Origin of the sequence: Micromonospora humidisoli (assembly GCF_016900955.1) — a bacterium.
GTDB classification, from domain to species: Bacteria; Actinomycetota; Actinomycetes; order Mycobacteriales; family Micromonosporaceae; genus Micromonospora; species Micromonospora wenchangensis.
On sequence record NZ_JAFEUO010000006.1, the window covers coordinates 124,384 to 145,754 of the forward strand.

Consider the following 21,371-nt stretch of genomic DNA (forward strand, 5'->3'; position numbering starts at 1 on the left):
CACCGACCGGCGGTCGCACCACCGCCGGCGGCACCGGTGGTGGCGGTCGCGTCCCCCGACGCGGCCGCCGCCACCCGGGCCCGCCCCGAGGAGTCCGGGCCGCCAGGCGGCCCCGGACACCACCGGGCGTACCGCCCCGGCGGGCCCCCCACCACGTGATCTCTTCCGACCCGTGACCCCGGGCCGCGCTGCCGCGCGCCCCCGGCACGGGCCCTGGCCGTACGCAGCTCTCCGATCGGCGAACCGCACGGGGTCGGGACGGCGTCGTCCCGTCCCCACCGGAGAGCGAGACGCAGCACCGCACCACCCGGGTGGTCCCGGCACCCGCCCGGAGCAGGCAGCACATCGTCCCCCACCGGAGGAACCAGATGGCAAGATCGGTACACCGATGGCTCGCCGCGATCGCAGGGGTCGGGATCGTCGTCCCGCTCGCCGCGACCGCCCCGGCGTTGGCCCAGCCGGCCCAGGACACGCCAAGCGTCCTGGTGTTCACCAAGACCGACGGTGAGCGTCACCCGTCGATCGACAAGGGCGTCAACGCGATCCGCACCCTGGGCAACGGCAACGGCTTCACCGTCGACGTCACCCAGAACTCGACCGCCTTCTCCGACGACAACCTGGCCAGCTACGGCGCGGTCGTCTTCCTCAACACCACAGGTGACGTGCTCAACGGCGGCCAGGAGGCGGCCTTCGAGCGCTACATCCGCAACGGCGGCGGCTACCTCGGCGTGCACGCCGCGGTCGAGGCCGAGCCGTCGTGGACGTTCTACCGCGACATCGTCGGCACCACCGCTGCCGGCACGGCGTCGAGCGGGCCGGGCAGCATCGACGTGGCCGACCGGGCGCACCCGGCGAGCAAGCCGCTCGCTCGGCAGCTCACCCTCAACGACCAGTGGTACAACTTCACCACCAACGTCCGGGGCACCGCGCACGTGCTGGCCACCGTGGACGAGAAGAGCTTCACCGGCGGCACCATGGGCTACGACCACCCGATCTCCTGGTGCAAGGACTTCCAGGGCGGCCGGTCGTTCTACACCGGACTCGGCGACTCCGCCGACACGTACGCCAACGGCGCGTTCCGCAAGCACCTGCTCGGCGCGATCCAGTGGTCGGCCGGCATGGTCGAGGGCGACTGCGGTGCCACCGTCAAGGCCAACTACGAGAAGGTCATCCTCAACGACGAGCCGGGCGAGCCGATGACCCTGTCGGTGCTGCCCGACGGTCGGGTGCTGCACAACACCCGGGCCGGCGAGATCCGGCTCTACGACCCGAAGACCGGTGCCAGCCCGGTCATCACCACCATCCCGGTGTACCAGCACGACGAGGACGGCCTCCAGTCGGTCACCGTCGGCCCGGACTTCGCCACCGACAAGTGGGTGTACGTCTACTACGCGCCCAAGCTCGACACCCCGATCACCGACGCGCCGGTGACCAGCACCGACCCGAGCGCCTGGGACGCCTACAAGGGGCACAACCAGCTCTCCCGGTTCAAGTGGGTCGAGGAACCGACGCCGCACCTGGACCTGGCGAGCGAGCAGAAGATCATGAAGGTCGACACCGACCGGGGCGTCTGCTGCCACGTCGCCGGTGAGATCAAGTTCGACGGCAAGGGCCTGCTCTACCTGGTCACCGGGGACGACACCAACGCCGGTGGCTCGGACGGCTTCACCCCGATCAACGAGTCGCCGACCCAGGGGCCGGGCTACGACGCCCAGCGTTCCGCCGGCAACACCAACGACCTGCGGGGCAAGGTGCTGCGGATCAAGGTGAAGGCCGACGGGTCGTACAGCATCCCGGCCGGCAACCTGTTCCCCGAGGCCGAGGACCGGGATAACAAGACCCGCCCGGAGATCTTCCTGATGGGTCTGCGCAACCCGTTCCGCTTCGACGTGGACTCCCGGGGCTTCGTCTACATCGGTGACTACTCGCCGGACTCGCAGGTGCCGAACGCGGCCCGGGGGCCGGAGGGCACCGGCCGGTGGATCTCCACCAACAAGGCCGGCAACTACGGCTGGCCGTACTGCTACTCGCCGACGCTGCCGTACATCGACTACGACTTCGTCACCAAGCAGTCCAAGGGCGCGTTCAACTGTGCCGCACCGGTGAACGACTCGCCGCGCAACACCGGCCGGCAGGTTCTCCCGCCGGTGCAGGACCCGCAGCTCAACTACACCTTCCGGGCCACCACCACCTGCGCCGAGGCGTACCTGAGCACCCCGCCCGGCACCTGTGAGTTCCAGTGGCCGGTGCTCGGCACCGGTGGCGTCGGCCCGATGGGCGGCCCGGTCTACAAGTACGACGCCGCGCTGGACTCGGACACCAAGTTCCCGGAGTACTACAACGACGCGGTCGTCTTCGGGGAGTTCACCCGGGACAAGATCTTCATGATGCGCACCAACGGCAGCGGCAAGCTGGTCGGGGTGGAGCAGTTCCTGCCGGGCTTCGTCTTCGACAACCCGATGGACATGGAGTTCGGCCCGGACGGCAACCTCTACCTGCTGGAGTACGGCGACGGCTTCTTCCGGGCCAACCCGGACGCCGCGCTGTCGGTGATCCGCTACGCCAAGGGCACCCGGGCACCGGTGGCCGAGCTGAAGGCCAGCCCGACCTCCGGCCAGGCGCCGCTGACCGTGCAGTTCTCCGCTGAGGGCTCCTACGACGCGGACCCGGGCGAGACCATCACCTACGCCTGGGACTTCGACGGCAACGGCACCACCGACTCGACCGACCGGGACGCGTCGCACACCTACACCACCAACGGGGTGTTCACCGCCAAGCTGACGGTCACCGACACCAGCGGCAAGACCGCGGTGCTCACCCGCGAGATCACCGTGGGCAACACCGCGCCCACGGTGAAGGTCACCTCGCCGCTGTCCGGCACCTTCTTCAACTGGGGTGACACCGTGCCGTGGACGGTCACCGTGACCGACCCCGAGGACGGCCCGATCGACTGCAGCCGGGTCACGGTCTCGTTCGTGCTCGGCCACGACACCCACGGCCACGGCATGAGCGACGCCAACGGCTGCTCGGGCTCGTTCGAGACCCCGGCCGACGGGGCCGACCACGCCGGTGGCTACCTGTACGGCGCGATCAGCGCCACCTACACCGACAAGGGTGCCAACGGCCAGCCGGCGCTGTCCGCGCTGGACCAGATCGTCCTGCAGACCTTCCGGCAGCAGGCCGAGTTCGCCCAGGTCCAGCAGGGCGTCACCCTGGCCAACACGACCGACGCCGGTGGCGGCCAGCACGTGGCCGGCATCGACAACGGTGACCACATCGCGCTCGACCCGATCAACCTGGGCGGGATCGACAAGATCACCTTCCGGTACGCCGGTGGCTCCACGGCCACCGTCGGAACCCCGCGCGGCATCGTCGAGCTGCGGCTCGACTCGCCGACCGGTGAGCTGGTGACCAGCGCGACGCTCAACGCGACCGCCGGCACCAGCGCCTGGGCCAGCCAGACCTTCCCGGTCAGCCAGGCGGCCGGCACGCACGCGCTCTACCTGGTCTTCAAGCCCGTCTCCGGCGGACCCACGACCAGTTTGTTCAACCTCAACTGGGTGGAGTTCGGCGGCCCGACCTCCTGACGTCACCCTCCGGTCGCCGGGAGGACGGAGACTCCGTCCTCCCGGCGTCGTATCGGCACCGGGTGGCCACCGTCGGTCGACCGGTCGACACCGTCGGTGTCCGGCCCGGCCGACGCCGTCGATGTCCGGCCAGGTCTGACTGACCGGCCAGTGGCCGGCCGATCAACGATGATCTAGCGTCCCGTGCGCCGGGGGTCGCGCCACCGCCCCGGTGGTCAGCGAAAACGAGGGGGGACAGTGCCGTTCCGTAACGACGCCGCCGACCGGGGAGAGCAACTGCGCCCCGACCGCTCGGGGCCGAGCCTGACCCGCCCGCCGGCCTGGCGTCCCCTGCGCGTGGCGATGATCGGCCAGAAGGGCGTGCCGGCCACCTACGGGGGGATCGAACGGCACGTCGAGGAGGTGGCCAGCCGGCTGGCCGGACTCGGCCACGAGGTGACCGTCTACTGCCGGGACAGCTACGGCGCGGTGGAGGCGACCCGGCACCGGGGCATCCGGCTGCGGCGGGCCCGCACCGTGCCCAGCAAGCACCTCGACGCCATCGTGCACTCGGCCACCTCCACCCTGGCGGCGCTGACCGAACGCCCCGACATCGTGCACTACCACGGTCTCGGCCCGGTGCTGACCGCGCCGCTGGCCCGCTACGCCTCCCGCGCCCGGGTGGTGCTCACCGTGCACGGGCTGGACAACCAGCGCGACAAGTGGGGCCGGGCGGCGCGGGCCGTGCTCGGCACCGCGTACCGGCTCAGCGGGCACCTGCCCGACGCCCGGGTGACCGTGTCCCGGGGCCTCGCGGAGCACTACACCACCCGGTTCGGCCGGCCCGCCCGCTACATCCCCAACGGCGTGGCCGCCCCCACCCACCGGCCGCCGGGCGAACTGTCCCGCTTCGGCCTGCGCCCCGGCGGCTACCTGCTGCTGGTCGGCCGGCTCGTCCCCGAGAAGGCCGCCGACCTGCTGGTGCGGGCCTTCCGACGACTCCCCACCGACCTGCGGCTGGCCATCGTCGGCGGCTCCGCGTTCACCGACGGCTACGTCGCCCGGCTCCGCGCGGCCGCCGGTGACGACCCGCGCATCGTGTTCACCGACTTCGTCTACGGCGACGTGCTCGCCGAGCTGTACTCGCACGCGGCGGCGTTCGTGCAGCCGTCCCGCCTGGAGGGGCTGCCGCTGACCCTGCTGGAGGCCGCCTCGTACGGGCTGCCGGTGGTGGCCAGCGACATCGAACCCCACTGTGAGGTGCTCGACCGCGACGGGCCGGGGCAGCGGCTGTTCCGCGACGGTGACGTCGACGACCTGCTACGGGCGCTGGGCACGGTGACCGCCGACCTACCTGCCGAACGGGCCGGCGCGGCCCTGCTGCGCGACCGGGTGCTCGCCGAGTACAGCTGGGACGCCGCCGCCCGGGAGCTGGAAAAACTCTACTTCTCGCTGGCCCTGCGCGCCCCCCGCCCCGGGGAACCGGACGTTGGGTCGCCCACGGTCGGCGTAACGGCCCATGTCCCCCGACCTCGGCGACCGTTAGATTAGGCCGTTCTCCCGGCCGTCGGCGGCGACCGGCAACAGTTCCCTGGAAACGAGTGGTCGGCGAGCGGTGGACGGACAGCGACACGGCACGGAGGGTGACCTCGCCCTGCCCGGGGGCGGGCGACGACGGTGGGCCGCCGGTGATCCGACCGCCCGCCTGTTGACCGTCGGCGCGGCCCTGCTGTGCGCCGTGGTGGCGCTCGGCGTCGGCCTGACCGCCTCCGGTGGTGGCCGGGTCGGCGCGGTGCTGCCCCTGGTGGTCCTCGCCGGACTGGCCGTCGGGGTGCTCGCGCTCACCCGGTTCGCGGCGTACGTGCTGCTGATGCTGGCGGTCCGCTCCTGCGTCGACCTGTTCAAGCTCAGCGGCCCGACCGCCGGCCGGGCCGACGGTGCCGGGGCGACCCGGGCGATGGACCCGTCGACGATCCTCGCGGTGCTGTTCCTGCTCGCCGCCGGTCTCTGGCTCGCCGCCCAGCTCCGCCAGCGGGGCCGGCTGCGCGGCTCGCCGCTCGGCGTGGCGATGCTGCTGGTCGGGGCCACCTGCCTGGTCAGTGCGGCCGGGGCCGCCCAGCCGGTGCCCAGCGCCCTGGAGGCGCTGCGGATCGGCACCGTGGTGGTGATGTTCGTGGTCCTGGAGCAGTTGATGCCGGACCTGCCGGCCGTGCGCCGGGTGCTGCTCGCCGCGTACGTCTCGCTGGCGCTGGCGGTCGGCTACACCGCCGTGCTGTCCCTGCTCGGCCACCCCCCGGCCGAGATCAAGGGGGACTTCACCCGGATCAGCGGCCCGTTCAGCCAGTCCACCACGTTCGGCCGCTACCTGATGTTCATGGTGATCTTCGGGTTCGGCATCCACCGCTACCTGAGCCGCCGGTTGCGCCTCGGCCTCGGCGTGCTGCTCGCCGCGTCGCTGCTGTTCCTGCTGCTCACCAACACCCGCAGCGCGATCCTCGGGGCGGGGCTGGGCCTGCTGGTGGTGGCGGTGCTGCACCGCAGCCGGCGGATGCTGGTGGCGCTCTGCCTGGTCGCGGTGGCCGGGGTGGCGCTGCTGCCGAGCGTGGCGCACCGCTTCGGTCAGCTCGCCGACGACACCGCCGTCGGCGGCGGCCCGACCGGCAACACCCTCGCCTGGCGGGTCGGCTACTGGTCGGAGATCGTGTCGCTGGCCAACCGCAACCCGGTCACCGGGATCGGCCCCAACATGACCAAGTTCGAGGCCGACGAGGCGAAGAAGCCGCACAACGACTTCCTGCGCGCCTATGTCGAGACCGGGCTGGCCGGGCTGCTGGCGTACCTGGCGATGATGGCGCTGTGCCTGCACACCGGGCTCAACGCGCTGCGCCGCGCCCCACCGGGGAGCCTCGGCCGGGGGATCGCGGTCGGGTTCCTGGGCTGCGCGGTCGCCTTCGTCGCGGTCAGCGCGGCGTCCAACGTGATCTCGAACGTCGTCACCCTGTGGTATTTCGCGGCGTTCGCCGCGGCAGCCGGCGCGGTCGCCCGGGGGCTACCGGCCGAGCCGTCCCGGGCGGCGACGCCCCGACCGGTGACGACCGGGTGACACAACAGATGAAGGATCAAGCAGTGGGGAGCAGCAGGGTGGAGATCGTCGACTATCTGCGGGTCGCGCGGCGTCGACTCTGGCTGCTGGTGGGCATTCCGCTGGTGGCCGGGGCGGCAGCCGCGCTGGTCGTCCTGCTCGGCCCGCAGCAGTACGCGGCCACCTCGTACGTCGCCGCGCCCGCCCTGGTCGGCGGCAGCGCGGCCCAGCAGTACACCGGCACGCAGGCGGCCAACCAGTTCGCGGCTGCCTTCGCCGCGGCGGTGACCTCCCCACAGGTGGTCGACCAGGTGGCCGCCGACACGGGGGTCTCCGCCGACGCGCTACGCGACGGCCTGGCGGTCAAGCAGGTCGGGGCGAGCAGTCAGCTCACCGTCACCTACACCGCCACCGACCGGTCCACCGTCGCCTCGGTGCTCGCCGCGACCGGCAAGCGGGCCCTGGCCTTCCTGTTCGCCAGCCAGGTCGGCATCGCCACCGACGAGGTGAAGACGGCCACCGACGAGCTGACCACCGCCACCCGGGCGATCAACGACTGGGAGAAGGCCAACAAGGTCAGCCAGCCCGACAAGCTCTACCAGTCGACCCTGCAGGAGATCGCCAGCCTGCGGCAGCAGCAGTTGCAGATGAAGGCGGTCGGCAACAGCCGGGGCGCCGACGCCGCCGCGGACTCGATCAGCGCCGGGCAGAAGCGGCTCGACGAACTCGGCCCGAAGCTGCCCGACTACCAGGCGTTGCTCGCCCAACGCGACAGCGCCACCAGCGCGTTGGCCTCGGCCCGGCAGGGGCTGCAACAGGCCCGCGCCCAGTCCCAGGCCGCCGACCCGGAGAAGGTGACGAGCGTCGGCGAGGTGCAGCCGGTCTCCCGGGTCAAGGCGCTCGTCGCCCTGGTGCTCCCGGTGTCCGGTGCCGGCCTGCTGCTGGCCGTGCTGCTGGTGGCGGTGCTGGAGTGGCTGCCGCGCAGCCGCCGGGCCGGTCAGCAGCCGGCGGTCGGCCGGGCCGCCCCGGCGCTGACCGGCGGGCGGCGCGGCGGCGACGACACGGTGGTGCTGCCGGTCGTCACCTCGACCGTGCCCGAGCAGCACCGACGCCGGTAGGTGGCGGTGGCGCACGCGTCCGCGCAGGGCGACAGGCACGTCCGGGGAATGGCCCGCGGCGGCGGGCTCAACCTGCTCGGCGCCCTGCTCAGCCAGGCGGCGGTCTTCCTGATCATGCTGCTGCTGGCCCGGCTGCTGGGCCTCCGGGAGGTCGGCCGGTACGCCCAGTGCTACGCGGTGCTGTCGCTGGCCGGGCTGCTGTCGCTGTCCGGGTTCCGGGCCGGCCTCACCCGGTTCGTGGCGGTGCACCTGGCCGACGACGACGCCCCGGCGCTGCGCGGCACCGTCCGGTTGGGACTGGCCGTCTCGGCCGGCTCGTCGGTCGTCCTGGCCGGGGCGCTGGCGGCCGGCGCACCCTGGCTGGCCGACCGGCTGCACGACCCGGGGCTGGTCACCGGGCTACGGCTGGTCGCGCTGACCCTGCCCGCCTCGACGGTCTGCGAGGCGGCCCTGGCGGCGACCCGGGGCTGGCGGACGCAGCGGCCGTACACCTTCATCGGCCAGCTCTACGAGCCGGGCACCCGGCTGCTGCTCACCGCGCTCGCCCTGGTCACCGGGGCCGGGCTGACCGGGGCGTTCTGGGCGCTGGTGGTGGCCGGCTGGTCGGCCGCCCTGCTCGCCCTGCTGGCCCTGGCCCGGCTGGTCCGCCGGGTGCCGTCGGCCCGCCCGGTGCACCGGCCGGGGGAGCTGTTCCGCTTCTCCACGGTCAGCTGGGTGTCGTCGCTGTCGTCGACCGGGCTGATCTGGGTCGACACCCTGCTGCTGGGTTTCTTCGCCAACCCGGACATCGGCGTCTACAACGTCGCCACCCGGCTGGTCACCGTGGCCATCTTCGTGCTCGCCCCGGTCAACGCGGCGTTCGGCCCGTACCTGGCGCACCTGCACCACCGGGGTGACCTCGACGACGTCCGCCGGGTCTACGCGGTGGCCACCGGCTGGGTGGTGCGGCTGTCGCTGCCGGCGTTCGTGGCGCTGCTGGTCCTCCCCGGCGACCTGCTGCGGGTCTTCGGCGGCGAGGTCGCCACCGGCGCGGCGGTCACCGTGATCCTCGCCCTCGGCCAGCTCGTCAACGCGGCCACCGGCCCGTGCGGCACGGTGCTGAACATGTCCGGCCGGGTGGCCCTCAACATGGCCGACAACCTGGTCGCCCTGGTGCTCAACGTGCTGCTCAACCTGTGGCTCATCCCCGCGTACGGGATCGTCGGCGCGGCGGCGGCGTGGAGCGCCTCGCTGATCGTGGTCAACATCGCCCGGGTGGTGCAGGTCCGCCACCTGACCGGCGCGCTGCCGTTCACCGTCGGGATGGCCAAGGGGCTGGCCGCCGGGGTGGCCGCGCTGGCCGCCGGGCTGCTGGTGCGCTGGCTGGTGCCGGGCTGGCCGTGGCGGCCGGCCGCCGGACTGACCGCGATCGTCGCCGTCTACCTGGGAACCGTGCTGGCGCTGGGGCTCAGTCGGGAGGATCTGATGGTGCTGCGTACCCTGGCCCGCCGCCGTGGCGGACCGGCCGCCGCCGGGGACGCCCCGCCGGCCGGCCCGTCCGACGACGGTCCGCTCCCCTCCGGGGCGGGCGGGGGCGGTCGGGACACCGCCGGCCGGGTGGTGGCGCGGTGAGCGCGGGGCCGCGCCGGGCCACCGTGGACCGGCTGCGTCGGGTGGTACGCGGCACCCGCGCCTGGTCCCGGGCGGCGCTGCCCGGTCGGGTCGGCGCGCTGCCCGACTTCCTGATCATCGGTGGGCAGCGGTGCGGCACCACCTCGCTGCACCACTACCTCGCCGCACATCCCGACGTGCGGGCCGCCACCGGCAAGGAACTCCAGTTCTTCAGCCTGCACTTCGGGCGGGGAACCCGCTGGTACCGGGCGCACTTCCCGCCGGCCGCCCCGGGCCGGCGCAGCTTCGAGGCCAGCCCCTACTACCTGTTCCACCCCAGCGTCCCGGCCCGGGTGGCGGCGACTCTGCCCGACGCCCGGTTCGTGGCGCTGCTGCGCGACCCGGTCGAGCGGGCCTACTCGCACTACCTGCACACCCGCTCGTACGGGCTGGAGCCGTTGGGCTTCGCCGAGGCGCTCGCCGCCGAACCGGGGCGGCTGGCCGGGGCGCTGGCCGACGGGCCGGACACCCCGGCGGCGCACCACGCGCTGCGCAACTTCTCCTACGCCGCCCGGGGCCGCTACGCCGAGCAGCTCGACCGCTGGTACGCCCACCTGCCCGCCGAGCGGCTGCACGTGATCCGCAGCGAGGACCTGTACGCCGACCCGGCGGCCAGCTATGCGGGCGTGCTGCGGTTCCTCGGGCTGGCCCCGTTCACCCCGGCGGAGTTCGCCCGGCACACCCGCCGGGCGGACACCGGCCCGGCGCAGCTCACCCCGGCGCTACGGGCCGAACTGGCCGCCGGGTTCGCCCCGCACAACGCCCGCCTGGCGGACCTGCTGGGCTGGCCGCGCACCTGGTGAGCGAGCGGCACACCTCCCCGCCGCACCCACCCGTGACCCGACCGCATTGCCCCGGGGCCCACCGCACCTCTCACCGCAGCGGGTGCGGCGGGGAGCCGGTCAGCGGATCGGGGCGAGGACCGCGTCCGGGGTGCCGGTGGCGCGCAGCAGCACGGGGCTCGGCCCGATCGGCAGCGCACCGGTGCGGGCGGCCGGGTCGGCACCGACCGGACCGCCGGTCAGACCCGCGGTGGCCGGCAGCGACACGGTGCCGGCGGAGGTCGACCAGACCACCAGGGTGCTCTCCGCACCCCGCCGGAACGCCACCCCGGTCAGCCCCTTGGCGTTCACCGGCTCGACCGTCGCGTCCCGGGCCGCCGCCGCCAGGGCGGCCATCATCGCGCCGGCCTGCCGCTGGGTGCCGTCCGGGTCGAGCAGCCCGTAGCGGACCTCCGCGCCGGCCCGGTTGTTCGGGTTGTACGCCAGCGGCAGCCAGAGCACCTCGCGGACGCCCCCGGCGACCAGCATGCTGACCACCTTGACCATCTCGTCGCCCCGGCCCGCCGCGTCGTCGCCGCCATCCTTCCAGAACTGGCCGACCTCCCACGCCTGCACCGGCACCCCGGACGGGGTCTCCGCCCGCAGGTAGTCCAGCAGCGCCGGCACCCCGGAGAAGTGCTCGTAGAAGTGCAGCTGCCGGACGTCGACCACCCGGTCGTCGAGCAGCTTCTCGGTGACCGCGAGGTAGGCCAGGTTGCGGGAGTTCTGCGCGTTGTCCAACGCGGCACGCAGCGCCGTCGGGTCGTTCACCGCCGGGATCAGCCGCCCCCGGGTGCCGATCCGCCGCTGGAAGTACGCCTGGTAGGCGGCGACGGCCTGGTCGGGCTGACCGGCGCGCAGCAGCCGGTCGGCGACCCCCATCCCGTACGCCACACTGCTCATGCCGGAGTCGACCACCTTGGCCTTCGGGTCGGCCGACCGGATCGCCTCGGCGGCGGCGGTGACCAGCCGGCGGTAGTCCTCGGGGCTGCCCGCCCAGTACTGCTGGGCGTTGACCTCGTTCTCGATGGCGTACTCACCGACGCCGTACGGGGCGTACCGCTGCACCAGCGTACGGACGAAGTTCTGGTAGGCGGCCAGGTCCTGCGGCATCGCCGACTCGGTCTTGTTGGCCTGGCCCCTGGTGAACTTCGCCGTCCCGCCGGTCGCCCAGCACACCCCGGTACGGATCTTCAGGTGCAGGGTGATGCCGAGGGCGCGGCTGCGTTCGGCGATCTGGTCCACCGCCGCGAAGTCCGGGCTGCCCTGGGTCTTCTCGATGTCGCACCAGCTCAGCTCGTGGTACGTCGTCGAGCCGGTGAGCTTCTCCAGGTAGGGCACGAACTGGTCGTGCCGGGAGAAGTCCCAGTGCGCGCCGAACGGGTTGCGGACCGCCTCGCCCGCCGGCGGCGTACCGCTGGCACCGGCGGACGGGGCGGCCGACGGCGCGGTCGCCGACGGGGCCGGCCCGGGGGCGGGATCGTCCGAACAGGCCGCCGAAGCGACCAGGGCGAACAGCACCGCCCCGGCGACCAGCACCCGTCGCCCGGCCCGGCGGTCCACCGGCGACCCGGCCCGGCGGTTCACCGGTAGCCCAGTTCGCGCAGGGTGGCACCGGAGAAGACCCGGACCAGCACCCGCAGGAAGGGGTCCAGCTCCCGGCGGTAGGTGCCGACCCGGGAGCCGTAGATCGGCGCGTCGGTGCCGGCGGCGGCCCGCCGTCGGTCCGCCTCGGCGGTGTACTTGCCCGCCACGTCGTGCTGCTTGCCGTCGTAGTCGAGCACGCCAGCCTCCCAGGGTTCGCCGAGGAACTCGAACAGGCCCCGCATGGCCTTCTCCGGGTCGGTGACCGTCTCCTCGTAGCGCAGTTCGTGGTAGCGGTCGGCCGGCAGCCGGGCCCCGGCGGCGCGGGCGATCCTGATGTAGCGCGGCCACTTCACCACGCACTTGACCGCCGACCAGTAGCCGAACCGTTTGCGGTGCGACACCACCACGTCCCGGCCGTCCCGCACGACGTGCACGAACTGCGCGTCGGGGAAGACCTCGGCCAGGAAGTCGATGGAGAGCGCGTACAGCGGCGTCTTGTCGGCCCAGCGGGTCTTGCCCCGGGATCGGGCGTAGTCGGCCTGGATGCCGCCGAAGAAGTCGGCGATGCGGCCCAGCCAGTATTCCCGGGGGAACCCGAAGCGGGACAGCCGCTCCCAGTCCCGCCCGACGATGCGTTGCATGTCGGCCAGGAACCGGGTCTCCGGGCCGCAGCTGACCCGGGAGTGCGAGTCGAGCACCAGCCGCAGCATGGTGGTACCGGAACGCTGGCAGCCGACCAGGAAGATCGGCCCCTGCGGGCGGCCCGGCCCGGGGGCGGGCGGCGTGGTCTGCGGGTCAGCCATGCTCCACCACCCCCTGCCGGCCGGCCAGCGCGTCCAACCGGCCGGTCAGCTCGGTGCACAACGCCCGCACCCGGGGGTCGATCTCCAGCCGGGGCCGCGCCGGGCTGCGCGCGCCGACGTGCGCGTGCAGCACCGGGTCGTACGGCAGGTCGAGGAAGGCGCACAGCCGCCGGGTGTACCCCGCCGGGTCGGCGACCAGCGCGTCGTACGAGCAGAGCAGGGTGTCCGGGCGGTCGGCCAGCCCGAGGGAGAAGAACAACGAGTTGCGCACGTACCAGAACAGGGCGGCGGCGGTGTGCGGGGTCATCCGGTCGTAGTCGAAGCCGGCGACCAGGTCCCGCGTCGGCGCGTCCAGACGCTGCCCCTGCCAGCGGTCGGAGATGGTGCCGTCGGCGACCGCCCGCAACGCCCGCAGGTTGGCGTCGCCGAACTTCGCCACCTCGGAGCGGGCCCGGTCGTCGACGTCGCGGTACGCCCACACCGCCCGCCCCGGCGTGACCCCGGGCAGGTCGAGCAGTTCGTCCACGCGGTGCGTGTCGCACAGCGGCTTGACCAGCACGTACCGGTGCCGGCTGCGGCGGATGACGGCGGTCAGCACCGGGTCGGGGCGTAACCGGAAGCGGTGGAACACGGCCCGGTCGTTCTCGTTGCGGACCTCCACCGACGGGTCGGCGTCCAGCCCCCGGGTGAGCATGTTGGTGCCGGAGCGTTGCAGGCCCACCAGGTAGACCGGGACGGCCCGGCCGGGCGGCCCGGGATGCGTCCGCCGCCACCGCCACTTGGCCAGCGCGGTGCGGGTCCGTTCGACCGGGTCGAGCCGGTCCTCCTCGATCAGCCGCCGGATGCCCTCGGTGCGCGCCCAGCGCAGGTGCCGGCGGACCCGACGGGCGGTGTACGCCAGCGCCGAGGGCTCGTCGGGGTGGGGCACCGGGTCCTCCTCGGGCACGTCGGGCGGGGTGGGGCACACGGTACCGGCAGATCATCACGGCTGGCCACGTGGCCGTGTGGTCAGCCGGCGATGGGCCGTGTGGCTACTTGGGGATCATGAACTGGACTCACGACACCGGTGGCGCATACGGTGGGGCCCCTGGTCACCGCTGCTGTCCGGGGCGACCACCCCACCCCGCGACCCCCGACGGACCCCAGCAGCCACCTCCGGAGCAGGCCGATGCGTGTCCTCCACGTCAACAAGTTCCTCTACCGGCGCGGCGGCGCCGAGGGCTACCTGCTCGACGTCGCCGAGCTGCAACGGGGCGACGGCGACGAGGTGGCGTTCTTCGGCATGACCCACCCGGACAACGACGCCCCCACCCCGTACGCCAGGCACTTCCCGTCGCACGTGGAGCTGGACCCGACGCCGCGCGGCGCGGGGGCCCGGGCGGCGGTGGCGGCCCGGATGATCTGGTCGCCGGCCAGCCGGCGGGGCCTGGCCCGGGTGCTCGACGAGTTCCGGCCCGACGTGGTCCACCTGCACAACATCTACCACCAGCTCTCCCCGTCGGTGCTGGCCGCGGTGCGGGCCGCCCGGGTGCCGGCGGTGATGACCCTGCACGACTACAAGCTGGCCTGCCCCAGCTACCAGATGCTCGACCGGGGCGCGGTCTGCGACGCCTGCGTGACCGGCGGCCCGCTGCGCGCGGCCCGCCGCCGCTGCAAGGACGGGTCGCTGGGGGCCAGCTCGCTGCTCGCTGTCGAGTCCTGGCTGCACCGCACCACCCGGGCGTACGGGCCGGTGCAGGCGTTCGTCAGCCCCAGCCGGTTCCTGGCCGACGTGATGCGCCGGGCCGGGGTCTTCCCCGACCGGATGCACGTGGTGTCGCACTTCGTCGACGTCGCCGCGACGGCGGTGAAGACGGCCCCCGGCGGGCCGGTGGTCTTCGCCGGTCGGCTGGCCGCCGAGAAGGGCGTCGACGTGCTGATCGAGGCGCTCACCCGGCTGCCCGACGACGTCGTGCTGGAGGTGGCCGGGGACGGTCCGGCCCGCGCCGGGCTGACCGAGCTGGCCCGGCGACGGGCCCCCGGCCGGGTCCGCTTCCACGGCCGGCTGGACAAGGCCCGGCTGCACGAGCTGGTCCGCTCGGCCACGGTGGTGGCGGTGCCGTCACGCTGGAACGAGAACCAGCCGATGGCGGTGCTGGAGGCGTACGGCTGCGGGGTGCCGGTGGTCGCCTCCGACCTGGGTGGCCTGCCGGAGCTGGTCACCGCCGGGGTGGACGGCGAGGTGGTGCCCGCCGACGATCCGGTGGCGCTGGCCGACGGGCTGCACCGGGTGCTGGCCGACCCGGCTCGGGCGTACCGGATGGGGCGGGCCGGGCGGGCGCGGGTGGAGCGGGACTTCTCCCCGCAGGCGCACCTGACCCGGTTGCGGCAGGTCTACGCGAGCGCCGCGCGGGCCGTGCGGGAGCCGGTGTGAACCCCCCGGTGCGGGTGCTCTACCTGGCCGGCAGCGGACGCAGCGGCAGCACCCTGGTCACCACGGTCCTCGGCCAGTACGCCGGGGTCTTCGCCGCCGGGGAGCTGCGCTACCTGTGGCAGCGCGGCGAGGTGGAGAACCGGCCCTGCGGCTGCGGCCGGCCGCTGCGGGACTGCCCGCTGTGGGGCGAGGTGCGCCGGGAGTTGCCGACCGACCGGGCCGCCGCGATCGCCGCCGGGCTGCGCGGCCGGCTGCGGATGCGCGGCCTGCCGGCGCTGCTGCGCCGGCACCGGCGCGGCGTCCGGCCGGTGCCCGCACACCCCGACGACGCGGCGCTGGCCGACCTGTACGCCGCCGTGGCCCGGCACACCGGGGCCCGGGTGGTGGTCGACTCGTCGAAGCTGCCCCCGTACGGCGCGTTGCTCGGCGCGCTGCCCGGCGTCGAGCTGCGGGTGCTGCACCTGGTCCGTGACCCCCGGGCCACCGCCTTCTCCTGGCGTCGCCGCCGGGGCCTGGACGGCGACACCGACCCCGAACTGATGAGCCGACCGCCGGTGTGGAAGGCCGCCCTGCTCTGGCTGGTCTGGAACACGGTGACCGTCCGGCTGTGGGCCGACCGCGCCCCGGCGGGCTACCTGCGGGTGCGCTACGAGGACCTGACCGCCGACCCGGAGCCGACGCTGCGCCGGATCCTCGGGTTCGCCGGGGTCGACGCCGACGGCGGCCCGTTCACCGGCCCGGCGACGGTCCGGCTGACGCCGACGCACTCGGTGGCCGGCAACCCGTCGCGGCACCGGACCGGCCCGGTGCCGGTCACCGCCGACGTGCAGTGGCGGCGCGACCTGTCCCGCTGGTCGTACGCGCTGGTCACCGTACTGACCGCGCCGGGGCTGCGCCGGTTCGGCTACCCGTGGCGGCGGGACGTCCCGGCGTCGACGGCGCCCGCCCGGATGACGGCGGCCGGAGCGCGGGCGGGGGCCGAGGGTTCTGTGGGCGTCGGGCGGGCGGGATCGACCGGGCACGAGGAGGGCTGAGCGATGTTGGCGGTGGTGGTGGGCACCGGGCGGTGCGGGTCGACGCTGGTGCAGGAGCTGCTGTCCCGGCACCCCGGGGTCGGGTTCGTCTCCGGGGTCGACGACAAGCTGTCCCGGCTCAACCTGGCCGGCCGGTTCAACGGCCCGCTGTACCGGCGTTCCGCGCCCCGCCCGGCGGGCATGACGTCGCTGCGGCACAGCCGCCGGCTGCTGGAGAAGGGCCGGCTGCGGGTCGCCCCGTCGGAGGCGTACCACCTGCTGGACCGGCACGTGGTGGCCGGTTTCTCCCGGCCGTGCCGGGACCTGACCGCCGACGACCTCACCCCCTACCTGCGGGGGCGGCTGCGGGCCTTCTTCGACGCCCGGATCGCCAGGCAGGGCTGCCGGCTGCTGCTGCACCACGTGACCGGCTGGCCGCGCACGGGTTTCCTCCGGGCCGGCTACCCGCAGCTGCGGGTGGTCAACGTGGTCCGCGACGGTCGGGCGGTGACCAACTCCTGGCTCCAGATGGGCTGGTGGGACGGCTGGCGTGGGCCGGAGAACTGGTTCCTCGGGCCACTGCCGACCGACCTTCGCCGGGAGTGGGAGGAGTACGACAGATCGTTCCCGGTGCTCGCCGCGCTGGGCTGGAAGCTGCTGATGGACTCCTTCGCCGAGGCCCGCGCCGCGCACCCCGAGGGCCAGTGGCTCGACGTGCGCTACGAGGACCTGCTCGCCGACCCGCGTGCCGAGGTGGCCCGGATGCTCGACTTCCTCGGCCTGGACTGGTCACCGGCGTTCGAGAAGGGTTTCGGGCGCTACCGGTTCCACGCCGGGCGGCAGGCCGCCTACCACGAGGAGTTGGGCGACGCGCAGCTCGCCGCCGTGGAGCGGGTGCTGGACAAGCCGCTGCGGCAGTGGGGTTACCGGGACTGACCGGCCCGTCGGCGGCCCCGCCCGCCCGGCCGGTGTCGTCGGGGCGGCCGGGGCAAAGTTCCTACAGGTGCAGGTGGTGGTGCCGGTCGGTCGGCCCATAACGTGCGCGGTCTCGGGAGATTCAAGGAGACCGCATGGCTGGATTGGGAACACCCCTTCGCGTCGGGGTGGCCGCACTGTCCGCGATGGTGCTCGCCGCCCTGGGCGCGGCACCACAGGCGCAGGCGGCGCAGGACGTACCGACGATCGTGGTCCAGGACGGGGTCACCCAGCCGGTGTTCGGCTACGGCGACGCCATCCGGGAGCGCCTGTTCATCGACTCCACCTTCGACAGCGACAACGACGGCCTGCGCGACATCATCGCGTTCGACCTGATGCGACCGGCGGCCACCGCGAACGGGCTCAAGGTGCCGGTGATCATGGACGCCAGCCCGTACTACTCGACGGTCTGCCGGGGCAACGAGTCCGAGTGCAAGGCCGACCTGGACGGTGACGGCCTGCTCGACAAGTGGCCGCTGTTCTACGACAACTACTTCGTGCCGCGCGGCTACGCGGTGATCCTGCTGGACATGGTGGGCACCAACAACTCTACCGGCTGCCCCACCACCAACGCCAACCAGGACAATCTCAGCGCCAAGCAGGCGATCAACTGGCTCAACGGCCGGGCCACCGCGCGCAACGCCGCCGGCCAGGTCGTCACCGCCGACTGGCACAACGGCAAGTCGGGCATGATCGGCAAGTCGTACGACGGCTCGCTGGCCATGGCGACGGCGGTGACCGGCGTCAAAGGCCTGACCACGGTGGTGCCGATCAGCGGCCCCACCGAGTACTACGACTACGTGCGCAGCAACGGGGTGGTCACCCGGGGCAACAGCTACGTGGCGTCGCTGGCCAACACGGTCACCAACCCGGAGCGGCGGGACTACTGCAAGCCGGTGCGCGATGCGATGGCCGCCGCCGACGGCGACGAGACCGGTGACTACACCGCCTTCTGGAACGAGCGCAGCTACGTCAAGAAGGTCCCCAACATGACCGCCAGCGTACTGCTCTACCACGGTCTCAACGACGACAACGTCCGCGCGGACCACTTCAGCAAGTTCTGGTACGCCCTGGCGGAGAACAACATCCAGCGCAAGCTGTGGCTCTCCCAGGAGGGGCACGTCGACCCGTTCGACTCGCGGCGGGCGGTCTGGGTGTCCACCCTGCACCGGTGGTTCGACTTCTGGCTGCACGGGATCGCCAACGGCATCATGGACGAGCCCCGGGTGGACCTGGAGCGGGCCGCCGACGTGTGGGAGACCCACGCCGACTGGCCGATCCCCGGCAAGGCCGACACCGAGGTGTTCCTGCAGCCCGGCACCACCGGGGCGGGTGGCCTGAAGCTGGTGCCGACGGCCAAGCCGGCGACCGGCGCGTTCCAGGACAGCCGTACCCAGAGCCAGAACACCATGATCCTCAACCCGGACACGGTGCAGCCGAACCGGCTGGCGTTCCTGTCCGCGCCGCTGACCGCGCCCCTGCACATCTCGGGCACGCCGACGGTGCAGCTGCGGGCCTCGGCCGACCAGACCGACACCAACTTCGGGGCGATCCTGGTCGACTACGGCACCGACGAGCGGGTGGCCCACCGGGCCTCCGGTGAGGGCATCATCACCCTGACCACCGAGGACTGCTGGGGGCTGAACAGCCCGACCGACGACGGCTGCTACAAGCAGACCGCCAAGCGGGTCGCCACCGCCGACTACGAGCTGGTCACCAAGGGCATCATGGACGCCCAGAACCGGCAGTCGATCCGGACCGCCGTGCCGCTGGTGGTGGGGGAGTCGTACAACTTCACCTTCCCGCTGCTGCCGGAGGACTACGTGTTCAAGCCGGGTCACCGGATCGGCGTGATCATCGTGGCCAGCTACCCGCAGTACTCCAGCCAGGCGGACACCACCGCCGCGAACATCCAGGTCGCCCTGAAGAGCAGCAAGATCGTTCTTCCGGTGGTCGGCGGCACCGCCGCCGCGCACGCGGCCGGTTTCTGACCGACCCCCGGGTGGCCGCCGACGCAGCACCGCTGCGCCGACGGCCACCCGGTCCGGTCACCCCACGGTGCAGGGGGTGCCGTTGAGGACGAAGCCGGTGGGCGGGACGTTCGGGCCGCTGTAGGCCCCGACGAAACCGGCGGTGGTGCTGCCCCCGGCGGCGATCCGCCGGTTGTCGTCGGTGCTGGCGACCGTCACCGTACGCCCGGCCTGCGTCCAGGTGGCGTTCCAGCCGCTGCTCACCTGCTGCCAACTCGTCGGCCAGCTCCAGGTCAACGTCCAGCCGTCGACGGGGTTCGCCCCGTTGTTGACGATCTCGACGTTGCCGACCCAGCCGTTGCCCCAGTCGCTGGCGGTGGTGAGCCGGATGGTGCAGCTGCTCTCGGCCGGGCCGGCGGTGGTGAAGGTGACCGGCGACGACGACCAGGACACCTTCCCGGCGGTGTCCCGGGTCAGCACGTTGAGCGTGTACCGGGTGCCGGGCACGAGGTTGTCGACGGTGAACGAGGTGCCGGCCGTCTCGCCGAGCTGCTCGCTGACCGTGCCGTTCTGCCGGTACACCTCGTACTTGGCGATCGGGGCGCCCTTCGGCGGGGCCGGCGACCAGGAGATCGTCGCCGACCGGTCGGTCACCCCGCTCGCCGTGGGCTGCCCCGGCGGTGCCGGGTGCGCGGTGACCGGGGACGAGGGCCGCAGCACCAGCGTGGTCAGCGAGTACGCCGGCAGCGTCGCGCTGCCCGCGCTGCCGGACTGCCCGGTGACCACGCCGGATGCCCCGTTGGTCAGCGAGTACGTGGTCGGCGCGGCAGCCGACGGGGTGAAGCCGGCGTAGTCGATGGTGACCGGACGGGCGTTGGCCGGGTCCTTGTTGACCAGCAGCACCGCGAGATCCCCGTCGGCCCGCCGCACGGCGTGCGCGGTGACCAGCGGCTCGTCGGTGGCGGCCCGGACGAACTGGTCACCCGGCCGGGCGAACAGGTTCATCATCGACAGCCCGTGGTACGGCGCGAACGGGGTGTTCAGCGGCGGCTCGCACACCGAGTTGTCGGCGGTGCACCCGCCGCTGGACAGCAGCCCGAAGTCGCCGTAGTCGGTCTGCCCGGCCACCTCGGTGACGGTGCCGATGCCGTTGTGCACGTTCCACCACTGGACCGTGAAGACACCGTTCTCCAGCAGGTCGCTGTAGGCGTCGGCGAGGAACAGCGCACCCGGCTGGGTGTTCTGGCCGGTGCCGACGTTGAGCTCGGTGAAGCTGATGCCGATCCGGGCGGCGTTCGGGCCGGCGTACCGGGCGAGCTGGTCGCGCAGCAGGTGGGCCGCCTCGTCGATGTGGGCCGTCCGGGAAAGCGACTCGGCGGCGGTGCCACCGGGGTACCAGTGCACGTCCACGAAGTCGATCTTCGGGCCGGCGATGGAGAGCACGGTCCGGTTCCACGGGCCCGGGTCACTGCCGGCGGTGATCCCGTCCGGCCAGTTCCCCGGCATGGTCAGCACCGCGCCGACCTTGACCGTCGGGTCGACCGCCTTCATCGCGTCGGCGTAGTCGACCACCAGCCGGGCGTACTGGCTGGCGCTCTTGTCGGGGTGGTCGTCGGCCTCCCAGGCGGAGCCGTAGTGGCCGTTGCCGTAGTTCTCGTTGCCGACCGTCCACCACTTCGCGCCGTACCCCTTGGTGACGTTGGCGTAGCGCACCCAGTCGGCGGCCTCGGCGGGGGAGCCGGTGCCGTAGTTCGCGATGATCATCGGCTGTGCGCCGACCCGGCGGGCGGCGGCCATGAAGGTGTCGAAGTCGGTGTTCGGCGCGACGTACCCGCCGGGCGCGGTGTGGTCACGCCAGTGGTAGATGTCGGCGTACGAGCCGCCCGGGTAGCGCATCATCCGCACCCCGGCGGCCTTGAGCAGGTCCGACGTCTCGTTCGTGCCGAGCTGGGAGTCCCAGATGGCGTGGTTGACGCCCAACGCGGTGTCCGGCACGGTGGCCAGCCCGGCGTTGGCGTTGACGGTCACCGCCACCGGGTCCGCCGCCGCGTCGGCGGGCGACGGGCCGGTCACGGCGAGCCCACCGGTGGCGAGCAGCAGGCTCGCGGCGAGCGCCGTCCAGCGCCCCGGGCCGCGACGCGACGGGCGCGACGGTGGGGCGGAAGCTGTGTTCATACGGGATTCCTTCGTGGGTCACCACAGCACACCGCCCGGCCGGTCGGGGTTGCGTCGCCCACGAGGGCGTCGAGACGGCGGGCGGGACTGGTGGACGGGAGTGCTGGCGTCGTTCCGTCGTGCTCGTCGCCGTCCCCCGGAAACCCAGCGGCTCCCGGTTGCCCTGGACGACTGTCAGCCCCACGCGCGGCACGTCAT

General features: G+C 73.2%; 14 protein-coding genes. 10 read left to right on the top strand and 4 right to left on the bottom strand.

The window, feature by feature from the left end; genetic code table 11:
* The first annotated feature begins 368 nt into the window (after nt 1-368).
* The 6 genes from JQN84_RS22070 to JQN84_RS22095 all read left to right on the top strand — a co-directional run bounded on the left by JQN84_RS22070 (nt 369) and on the right by JQN84_RS22095 (nt 10,219).
* A complete protein-coding gene (locus JQN84_RS22070; protein WP_204960434.1) occupies nt 369-3,587 on the top strand; it encodes a ThuA domain-containing protein in 3,219 nt (1,072 codons plus the stop codon).
* A 237-nt stretch (nt 3,588-3,824) separates the two neighbouring features.
* Nucleotides 3,825-5,117, top strand: a complete 1,293-nt coding sequence (locus JQN84_RS22075; protein WP_204960435.1) for a glycosyltransferase family 4 protein — start codon at nt 3,825-3,827, stop codon at nt 5,115-5,117.
* Between the two features lie 64 nt (nt 5,118-5,181).
* Nucleotides 5,182-6,669: an O-antigen ligase family protein gene (locus tag JQN84_RS32350; protein WP_204960436.1), complete on the top strand. Its 1,488-nt coding sequence runs from the start codon at nt 5,182-5,184 to the stop codon at nt 6,667-6,669.
* Nucleotides 6,670-6,692: 23 nt separating this feature from the next.
* Nucleotides 6,693-7,766, top strand: coding sequence for a Wzz/FepE/Etk N-terminal domain-containing protein (locus JQN84_RS22085; RefSeq protein WP_204960437.1), 1,074 nt, complete (start codon nt 6,693-6,695; stop codon nt 7,764-7,766).
* Between the two features lie 6 nt (nt 7,767-7,772).
* Complete coding sequence (locus JQN84_RS22090; RefSeq protein ID WP_204960438.1) at nt 7,773-9,377, top strand: oligosaccharide flippase family protein; 1,605 nt, start codon at nt 7,773-7,775, stop codon at nt 9,375-9,377.
* Nucleotides 9,374-10,219, top strand: a complete 846-nt coding sequence (locus tag JQN84_RS22095) for a sulfotransferase family protein (RefSeq protein WP_204960439.1) — start codon at nt 9,374-9,376, stop codon at nt 10,217-10,219. The genes JQN84_RS22090 and JQN84_RS22095 overlap by 4 nt, the downstream gene beginning before the upstream one ends.
* Before the next feature lie 99 nt (nt 10,220-10,318).
* Here the strand turns inward: JQN84_RS22095 and JQN84_RS22100 are convergent, their stop codons facing one another.
* Genes JQN84_RS22100 through JQN84_RS22110 form a run of 3 tightly spaced genes read right to left on the bottom strand, consistent with a single transcriptional unit; the run spans nt 10,319 to nt 13,555 of the window.
* Nucleotides 10,319-11,824 (bottom strand): hypothetical protein, encoded by a 1,506-nt coding sequence (locus JQN84_RS22100; protein ID WP_204960440.1) that lies wholly within the window; start codon nt 11,822-11,824, stop codon nt 10,319-10,321.
* Nucleotides 11,821-12,627 (bottom strand): sulfotransferase family protein, encoded by an 807-nt coding sequence (locus JQN84_RS22105; RefSeq protein ID WP_204960441.1) that lies wholly within the window; start codon nt 12,625-12,627, stop codon nt 11,821-11,823. Before JQN84_RS22105 ends, JQN84_RS22100 begins: the two co-directional genes overlap by 4 nt.
* The gene (locus tag JQN84_RS22110; RefSeq protein ID WP_204960442.1) at nt 12,620-13,555 is read right to left on the bottom strand and encodes a sulfotransferase family protein; all 936 of its coding nucleotides are present in this window, start codon (nt 13,553-13,555) and stop codon (nt 12,620-12,622) included. Before JQN84_RS22110 ends, JQN84_RS22105 begins: the two co-directional genes overlap by 8 nt.
* 240 nt (nt 13,556-13,795) lie before the next feature.
* Here JQN84_RS22110 and JQN84_RS22115 point away from each other — a divergent pair, with 240 nt between their 5' ends.
* From JQN84_RS22115 to JQN84_RS22130, 4 genes are all read left to right on the top strand, one after another.
* A complete protein-coding gene (locus JQN84_RS22115) occupies nt 13,796-15,040 on the top strand; it encodes a glycosyltransferase (RefSeq protein WP_204960443.1) in 1,245 nt (414 codons plus the stop codon).
* Nucleotides 15,037-16,074, top strand: a complete 1,038-nt coding sequence (locus JQN84_RS22120) for a sulfotransferase family protein (protein WP_204960444.1) — start codon at nt 15,037-15,039, stop codon at nt 16,072-16,074. Before JQN84_RS22115 ends, JQN84_RS22120 begins: the two co-directional genes overlap by 4 nt.
* A 3-nt stretch (nt 16,075-16,077) precedes the next feature.
* Nucleotides 16,078-16,989, top strand: a complete 912-nt coding sequence (locus tag JQN84_RS22125) for a sulfotransferase family protein (protein ID WP_204960445.1) — start codon at nt 16,078-16,080, stop codon at nt 16,987-16,989.
* A gap of 134 nt (nt 16,990-17,123) precedes the next feature.
* A complete protein-coding gene (locus JQN84_RS22130) occupies nt 17,124-19,019 on the top strand; it encodes a CocE/NonD family hydrolase (protein WP_239485950.1) in 1,896 nt (631 codons plus the stop codon).
* 57 nt (nt 19,020-19,076) lie between these two features.
* On the opposite strand, the gene JQN84_RS22135 is transcribed toward JQN84_RS22130, so the two are convergent.
* Entirely contained in the window at nt 19,077-21,173 is a 2,097-nt protein-coding gene (locus JQN84_RS22135) for a cellulose binding domain-containing protein (protein ID WP_204960446.1), read from the bottom strand.
* Between the last annotated feature and the right edge of the window lie 198 nt (nt 21,174-21,371).